Genomic DNA, 6,967 nt, shown 5'->3' on the forward strand with positions numbered 1-6,967 from the left:
GGATTCGGCCGGCAACAGCGGAAGAGCCCTGTGGTTTCCGGTACCCCGGGATCCGCGGGATTCTTCCGTCTCCGCGACGGCCGAGACAACCGAGGGGGGTCCGGACAGCACAGTCGATCGCGTCCCGTCGGCCGATGCGGCGCCCGATCCGTGCCCGGTGCCGTCAGTGGTCGAGGAACTCCAGCAGGTCGGCGTTGAACTTTTCCTTGTCCCCTGGGACGAGGGCGATACCGTGCGAGCCGCCCTCGTAGACCTTCAGCGTCGAATCCTGGATCAGCTCCGCCGATTTGCGTCCGGTCGCATCGATCGGCACCACCTGGTCGTCGTCTCCGTGCACGATCAGAGTGGGAATATCGAACTTCTTCAGATCCTCGGTGAAATCGGTGTACGCGAACGCGTCGACACATTTCACTCCGGCCTGGATGCTCTCCTGCATGCCCATGAACCAGAACGCGTCGCGATTTCCCTGGGTCACTTTGTTGCCCGGGCGGTTCGCGCCGAAGAACCCCTCCGATGTGTCCTTCCAGAATTGCGAACGCTCGGTGAGGATTCCGGATTTGATCTGGTCGAAGACCTCGTCCGGCACACCTTCGGGATTGCTCTCGGTCTTGGCCATCAGCGGCGGGATGGCCGAGAGCAGTACCGCGGAGTGCACCCGCCCGGTCCCGTGCCGGCCGATATAGCGGGCGAGCTCACCGCCGCCCATACTGTGTGCCACCAGCGTCGCGTCCTGGACATCGAGACCCGTGAGCAGATCGTTCAGGTCGTCGGCGAAGGTGTCGAAATCGTAACCGGTCCACGGCTGATCCGAGCGGCCGTGACCGCGCCGGTCGTGGGCGATACCGCGGTAACCGTTGTCGGCGACGAATTTCATCTGGTCTTCCCAGGCGTCGGCGTTCAGCGGCCAGCCGTGGATGAAGACGACCGGGCGACCACTGCCCCAGTCCTTGTAAAAGATATTCACCTTGTCGCGTGTCGTGCACACAGGCATGGCGGAGCCTCCTTCTGTGCGTGATTCGCCGACCGGCAGCGGGTCGTGACAACGAGACGCCGCCCGAAATGCTACCGACGGAACGGTCCGGAAAAGGGACTGTATTCATCCGTTACGCAATCCATGCGCGACCGGAACAGGCGCCGGTATCGACCCGCGTCGACGGCCGGCCCGCACCCGCTGTTTCCGCCCCGGCCCGGCCTCCCCGGCCCCGGTAGCCTCGGGTCCGGGACATCACCCGACGACGAGGAGTCAAACAAGATGAGCCGACCAGTTCGGATCGGAGTCCAACTCCAGCCCCAGCACGCGCCCGATTACGGACTCATCCGCGACGCCGTGTTGCGGGCCGAGGACGCAGGTGTGGACATCGTCTTCAACTGGGACCATTTCTTTCCGCTGTACGGGGACCCCGACGGCGCGCATTACGAATGCTGGACCATGCTCGGGGCGTTCGCCGAACAGACCGAACGGGTGGAGATCGGTGCGCTGGTCACCGGCGGCGGCTACCGCAATCCGGATCTGCTCGCCGATATGGCCCGCACCGTGGACCGGATCAGTGGCGGCCGGCTCATCCTCGGCATCGGCTCGGGCTGGTTCGAGCGCGACTACGACGAGTACGGATACGACTTCGGTACCGCCGGCAGCCGCCTGAATCTGCTGAAGGAATACCTCCCCCGTATCACCGGCCGGTTGGCGAAGCTCAACCCGCCGCCGGTGCGCGAGATCCCGGTGCTCATCGGCGGCGGCGGGGAGAAGAAGACGCTGCGGCTGGTGGCCGAGTACGCCCATATCTGGCACAGCTTCGGCGAGCTGGACGTGTTCACCCACAAGAGCCAGGTGCTCGACGAACACTGCGCGCGGGTGGGTACCGAAACCGACCGGATCGAGCGCTCGGTGTCCTGGCCGGGCACGGCGCAGGCGCCGGAATACCTGAAGGCCGGGGCCACGCTGTTCACGGTCGGCATCACCGGCCCGGACTACGACCTGTCCCAGGTCCGCGAGGCCATCGCGTGGCGCGACGAGATCAACCCGGAGCCGGTCAGCGGTATCGCCTGACCACCGGCACAGCCCTCGGGCCCGGTCTGCCAGCGCAGACCGGGCCCGAGAGGTTTCGTATGCCGAGCGGATCGGGTCACCGACCCGTGTTCACCGATCCGTCGGAGTGGGCTCAGTTCGCCGACTGAACCTGCTGACGCGGCGCCCACTGCGTGGTGCCGGGGGCGGCGGTCAGGGTGTTGAACAGATCGACGCCGGCGATGATCAGTGTCGGTCCGCCTACGACGATGGTGCCGATGATGCCACCGATAGCGGCACCGGCGATCACGCTGGCGACCACGCCGGGTCCGGTCACGACGCCGGTCAATCCGACCAGCGCGCCGAGTGCGGTACCGATGAAGCCGCCGATGGCGGTGGCGAGACCGAACTGGGAGGCGAAGTTGGCCTGCGCCGCGTAGTTCTCCTGCGGTGAGGCCACCGGCTGCGCCGTGGGCCGGGCCGCCGCCACATCCTTGACCGCCGTCAGCTCGAGGACCCGGCCCTCTTCGCGGACCGCGTGGGGAAGCGGGTACTCGGTGGCGCCCTCGCGTACCGCGAGGGGCAACGACATCACGGTGGCGCCGGAGTTGTCCAGGATCTCGACGGTTTCGCCGGCGACCTCGAAGGTGCCGTTGGTCAGGGTGGTGACCACTCTGTTACCGACGAGCTCGGCGTGGTAACCGATCTCGGGGTTGGCGGCGGGTTCTGCGTGCACGACTGCCGCGCCCACGGTGGTGGTGGCGAGCAGCGGTACTACCGCCGCAACGATCTTGCGGATCATCATGAGGTCTCGTGTCCGATCTTCATCACGGTGTTGCCAGTGGAATAACCAGCCAGAACTGTCGCGCAGCTGTTGCCGCCGGGCATAAACGCTGTCGCCCGGCGGTTCCCAACTCCATCGACGTTACGCGGTTGGTATCCGAAAGACATAAAAACTGTGCGAAAAATTCCCGAAACCGGTTTGAAGATCCGATGATTCGGGTACCTGTCAAGGTTTGCTATAGCGGGGAAGGTGTGAGGGGTTCTCCCGCGACCCGCCGTCTCGTCGGCGCTCGGCGCAGAGGTAGCTACCTGCATTGATGCGCACTTGGTAATGTATTCCAGTGCGTAGTTCCAGGTGACCGTTTCGAGCAGAGCAACCGCTTCGAGGAAAGAGGGAACACCGATGACAACGGCACACGATCAGCATACCGACCACACGCATGTACACGGGCCGGACTGCGGTCATGTCGCGGTCCCGCACGGTGATCACGTCGACTATGTCCACGACGGACACCTGCACCGGGCGCACGAGGGGCACTTCGACGAGTGTGAAACCCACGGGCACAGCGAGGTCACCTCGCACGACCACGTCCACGGTGAGGGCTGCGGTCATGTCGCGGTGCCGCACGGCGACCATGTCGACTACATCCACGACGGGCATCGGCACGCCGCCCACGACGGACACTACGACGAGCACTGATCACCGCGTTCGCGGCCGGGTATCGGCGGGAGTGGATGCACGCTCGCCGATCCCGGGCCGCGGAGTGTGCCGGAGGGCCTCCCCCCGATCGTCGCGGATCGCGATCGGAGAAGGGCCGTCCCTCGCCACCCGCCCTGAATTCCCCGGCGGCCCTGCGGATCACGCGGCAGGGGGCTCATGCCGCGCACCGGCCCGCTCCGCGTCGTCGGCCACCTCCTCCCGCCGATCATCACCGGGGCGACAGCAGCACCACCACATACTCGACCGGTCGGCTGTTCTGCACGCACACATGACGCCCCGACTCCAGGAAGCCCAGGGTCCGGAGCAGCCGTAGGCTGCGGGTGTTCCACGACTGGACCACCGCGCGGACCACGGCCGTGGGGTGGTCCCGGCGGAGGTCGGCGAGCACCACCCGCCCGAAACCGGCCCCGTTGCCCCGGCCGACCCAGCGGGGATCCATTCCCGCGCCGAGGTCGACCACACCGAACTCCGCGGCCAGACCGGGCACTCGCGCCTCGTCCCCGGTGCAGTAGAAGCCCACCAGCCGCCCGTCCGCGGCGCCGGCCACGGCCAGACAACCGCCGGTAGCGCCGGGGAGTTCGGTGCCGGGCAGGTCGTAGACCTGCCACGGCCCGCCGTAACGCCACGCGGCGACACGCCGCGCGTCGCCCGGGGTCCAGGGGCGCACGACGAGGCGGTCCGGCCAGCGGGCGGCTGCGTTCACCAGGGGCGCAGCACGATCTCGGTGGGATGGGCGTCGCGTGGGGTGTCGATCGCGGTCCGGATGGCGCGCGCGACCGTCTCCGGGCGCAGGAACTGATCGGGTTCGTAGGCCCGGCCCTCGCCGGCCACGATCGCGCGCTGCATATCGGTATCGATACGCCCCGGATGCACCGAGGTCACCCGCAGCGACGGCTCCTCCAGCCGCAGTGCGTCGCCGAACGCCCGCAGACCGAACTTGCTGGCCGCATACGAGGCCCAGCCGGCGTTGGCACGCAGACCCGCCCCCGAATTGACGAGCACTACATGGCCGCCCGCCGCCCGCAGGGCCGGCAGCAGCAGACGGGTCAGTTCCGCAACGGCGATCAGGTTGGCCTCGAGTGTTTCGCGCCACTGCCGCACCGAGGATTCCGCGATGGTGCCCAGATCGGCGATACCCGCGTTGTGGACCAGTACGTCCAGCCGGTCGATCGGCTCCGTCGCGGCCGCCACCGCCGCGTAGTCGGTGAGCTCCACCGGCCACCCGGTGGCCCCGGGCAGTTCGGCCAGGATCGATTCGAGACCGGCCGGGGTGCGCGCGCCCAGCAGCAGCCGGTGGTCCGGCGCCAGCTCCCGGGCGACCGCCGCGCCCAGTCCACGGCCGGCGCCGGTGATCAGCGCTACTCGCTGCTCGTCCGGTGCGCGATCGGCTTCCAGCTGCATATCGCCACTCCTCGGTATCGTCGCCCGCCGCGCCACCGGTCCGCTGCGTGCCGGGCGGTCCGCCGGACAGCGTGCCACACACCGCACGCCGCCGCGGGCGCGGCGGGAGGGTTCGGCAAGTTCGTGTAGCGCATACGAAATATGCCGCACACCGCGGCGAAACCGTGGCTCGGTAGATATTGCGTTCACACGCCCGAGGAAGCGTGCCCCCGGTCCGAACCAGCAAGATGTAGAGATGGCACACCCAGGTTTCACTCCCACGCAGCTCGCCGCCCGCGCGGCCTATCTGCTGCGCGGCAACGATTTGGGAACCATGACCAGCGCCGCGCCCCGCCTGTATCCGCACATGTGGAGCTGGGACGCGGCATTCGTGGCGGTGGGGCTGGCGCCGCTGAGCGTGGAACGCGCGGTGATCGAACTCGACACCCTGCTCTCGGCGCAGTGGAAGAACGGCATGATCCCCCATATCGTCTTCGCCAACGGGGTCGACGGCTACTTCCCCGGCCCGGCCCGCTGGGAATGCCGGCTGCTGGCCGCCAACGCGCCCGCCGGTCCGGACACCTCCGGGATCACCCAGCCGCCGGTCCACGCCATCGCGGTCCAGCGGATCCTGGACCATTCGCGCCGGCACGGCCGCAGCACGCGCGCGGTGGCCGAGGAGTTCCTCAACCGGCGCTGGACCGATCTGGTGCGCTGGCATCGCTGGCTGGCACACGCCCGCGACCCGCTGGGCAACGGGCGCATCACGCTCTACCACGGCTGGGAATCCGGAATGGACAACTCCCCGCGCTGGGACCGGGCCTACGCGCACGTGGTGCCCGGTGAGCTGCCGCCCTACCGGCGCGAGGACGTCCTGGTCGTCGCCGACCCCACCCAGCGGCCCACCGATCGCGAATACGACCGGTATCTGTGGCTGGTGGAGCAGATGCGCCGCGCCCGCTACGACGACGATGCCCTCAGTGCGGCGATGGACTTCGCGGTCGAGGACGTGTTCGTGACCGCGATCTTCGCCCTGGCCTGCGAGGTCCTCGGACAGATCGGTGAGGAATACCACCAGCCCAAATCGGATGTCCGGGAACTCTTCGGCTGGGCCGACCGGTTCCGCGCCGGGGTGATCGCGACCACCGATGCCCGCACCGGCGCGGCGCGCGACTACGACACCCGCCTGCAGCGCTGGATCACCACCGAGACACTGGCCATGTTCGCGCCGCTGATCAGTGGCGGCCTGCCGCGGGCCACCGAACGCAACCTACTGCGCCTTTTCGAGGGGCCGCGCTTCTGCGGTCACCCGGATCTGCGTTACGCGCTACCGCCCTCCACCTCGCCGGTCTCGAAGGATTTCCGGCCGCGCGAGTACTGGCGCGGCCCGGTGTGGCCGGTGATGAGCTGGCTGTTCTCCTGGGTGTTCGCCCACCGCGGCTGGGCGGAACGGTCGTTCATGCTGCGGGCCGAAGCCCTGCGCCAGGCCAGCGACGGCAGTTTCGCCGAGTACTACGAGCCGTTCACCGGGGAACCGCTGGGCAGTATGCAGCAGTCCTGGACGGCCGCGTCGGTACTGGACTGGCTGGGTTGACCGGTTCAGGCCGGCCGAGAGCCGGCCGCCGGTTCGCACATCTCCTTGAGCGAGCAGCCGCCACAGGACCCACCGCAACCCCCGGCCGGTTCCGGCGGCGGCGCGATCGCCTCGGCCGCCCGGGCACCGGCGTTCGCCCCGGCACCGAGGGTGAACAGTGCGATGACCAGCACACCCACTGCCACCAGGACTCCGGTGAAGCCGCCGGCGGCCATGACCACCAGGCCGCCCGCGGACAGCAACGCGGCCGAGATGATCAGTGTGGGCGCGGCCACCCGGTTGGCGGTCCGGAACGCGGTCTCGTCCCGCAGCGCGGCCTCGGTGTGGACACCGATATAGCGGTTGCCGGGCAGACGGCCGATGAGGCCGAGCACACCCGCCGTCAGGGCCACCACGGCCAGGACGAACAGGAGAATTGCGACAACGAACACCAGCCGAGCCTAGCTGTGTTTATTTGCCCCGCCTGCGGCGGGGCGGGTCGGGG

General features: G+C 68.5%; 8 protein-coding genes. 3 read left to right on the forward strand and 5 right to left on the reverse strand.

Going from position 1 to position 6,967, the window contains the following annotated elements:
* Positions 1-163 precede the first annotated feature (163 nt).
* Positions 164-991 (reverse strand): alpha/beta fold hydrolase, encoded by an 828-nt coding sequence (locus NF4_RS03695; protein WP_063125881.1) that lies wholly within the window; start codon positions 989-991, stop codon positions 164-166.
* Between the two features lie 261 nt (positions 992-1,252).
* Between NF4_RS03695 and NF4_RS03700 the strand changes: the two genes are divergently transcribed.
* Positions 1,253-2,047, forward strand: a complete 795-nt coding sequence (locus tag NF4_RS03700) for an LLM class F420-dependent oxidoreductase (RefSeq protein WP_063125882.1) — start codon at positions 1,253-1,255, stop codon at positions 2,045-2,047.
* 112 nt (positions 2,048-2,159) lie between these two features.
* Here NF4_RS03700 and NF4_RS03705 read toward each other — a convergent pair whose 3' ends face one another.
* Entirely contained in the window at positions 2,160-2,810 is a 651-nt protein-coding gene (locus tag NF4_RS03705) for a DUF8020 domain-containing protein (protein ID WP_063125883.1), read from the reverse strand.
* A gap of 381 nt (positions 2,811-3,191) precedes the next feature.
* On the opposite strand from NF4_RS03705, the gene NF4_RS03710 reads away from it, so the two are divergent.
* Positions 3,192-3,488 (forward strand): hypothetical protein, encoded by a 297-nt coding sequence (locus NF4_RS03710; RefSeq protein WP_063125884.1) that lies wholly within the window; start codon positions 3,192-3,194, stop codon positions 3,486-3,488.
* Between the two features lie 229 nt (positions 3,489-3,717).
* On the opposite strand, the gene NF4_RS03715 is transcribed toward NF4_RS03710, so the two are convergent.
* Complete coding sequence (locus tag NF4_RS03715; RefSeq protein WP_063125885.1) at positions 3,718-4,212, reverse strand: GNAT family N-acetyltransferase; 495 nt, start codon at positions 4,210-4,212, stop codon at positions 3,718-3,720.
* Positions 4,209-4,910 (reverse strand): SDR family oxidoreductase, encoded by a 702-nt coding sequence (locus NF4_RS03720; protein ID WP_063125886.1) that lies wholly within the window; start codon positions 4,908-4,910, stop codon positions 4,209-4,211. Before NF4_RS03720 ends, NF4_RS03715 begins: the two co-directional genes overlap by 4 nt.
* 235 nt (positions 4,911-5,145) lie before the next feature.
* On the opposite strand from NF4_RS03720, the gene ggh reads away from it, so the two are divergent.
* Positions 5,146-6,483 carry a glucosylglycerate hydrolase gene (gene ggh, locus NF4_RS03725; protein WP_063125887.1) on the forward strand — a complete coding sequence of 446 codons (1,338 nt, stop codon included), beginning with the start codon at positions 5,146-5,148 and terminating at the stop codon, positions 6,481-6,483.
* A gap of 5 nt (positions 6,484-6,488) precedes the next feature.
* On the opposite strand, the gene NF4_RS03730 is transcribed toward ggh, so the two are convergent.
* Positions 6,489-6,914 (reverse strand): SdpI family protein, encoded by a 426-nt coding sequence (locus NF4_RS03730; protein WP_063125888.1) that lies wholly within the window; start codon positions 6,912-6,914, stop codon positions 6,489-6,491.
* Positions 6,915-6,967: the final 53 nt, after the last annotated feature.

Origin of the sequence: Nocardia fusca NBRC 14340, from assembly GCF_001618425.1 — a bacterium.
GTDB classification, from domain to species: Bacteria; Actinomycetota; Actinomycetes; order Mycobacteriales; family Mycobacteriaceae; genus Nocardia; species Nocardia fusca.

Bases quoted from the DNA above. Each gene is read 5' to 3' on its own strand.
- NF4_RS03695 (WP_063125881.1), bottom strand. From the start codon at position 991: ATGCCTGTGTGCACGACACGCGACAAGGTGAATATCTTTTACAAGGAC.
- NF4_RS03720 (WP_063125886.1), bottom strand. From the start codon at position 4,910: ATGCAGCTGGAAGCCGATCGCGCACCGGACGAGCAGCGAGTAGCGCTG.
- NF4_RS03700 (WP_063125882.1), top strand. From the start codon at position 1,253: ATGAGCCGACCAGTTCGGATCGGAGTCCAACTCCAGCCCCAGCACGCG.
- NF4_RS03705 (WP_063125883.1), bottom strand. From the start codon at position 2,810: ATGATGATCCGCAAGATCGTTGCGGCGGTAGTACCGCTGCTCGCCACC.
- NF4_RS03710 (WP_063125884.1), top strand. From the start codon at position 3,192: ATGACAACGGCACACGATCAGCATACCGACCACACGCATGTACACGGG.
- ggh (WP_063125887.1), top strand. From the start codon at position 5,146: ATGGCACACCCAGGTTTCACTCCCACGCAGCTCGCCGCCCGCGCGGCC.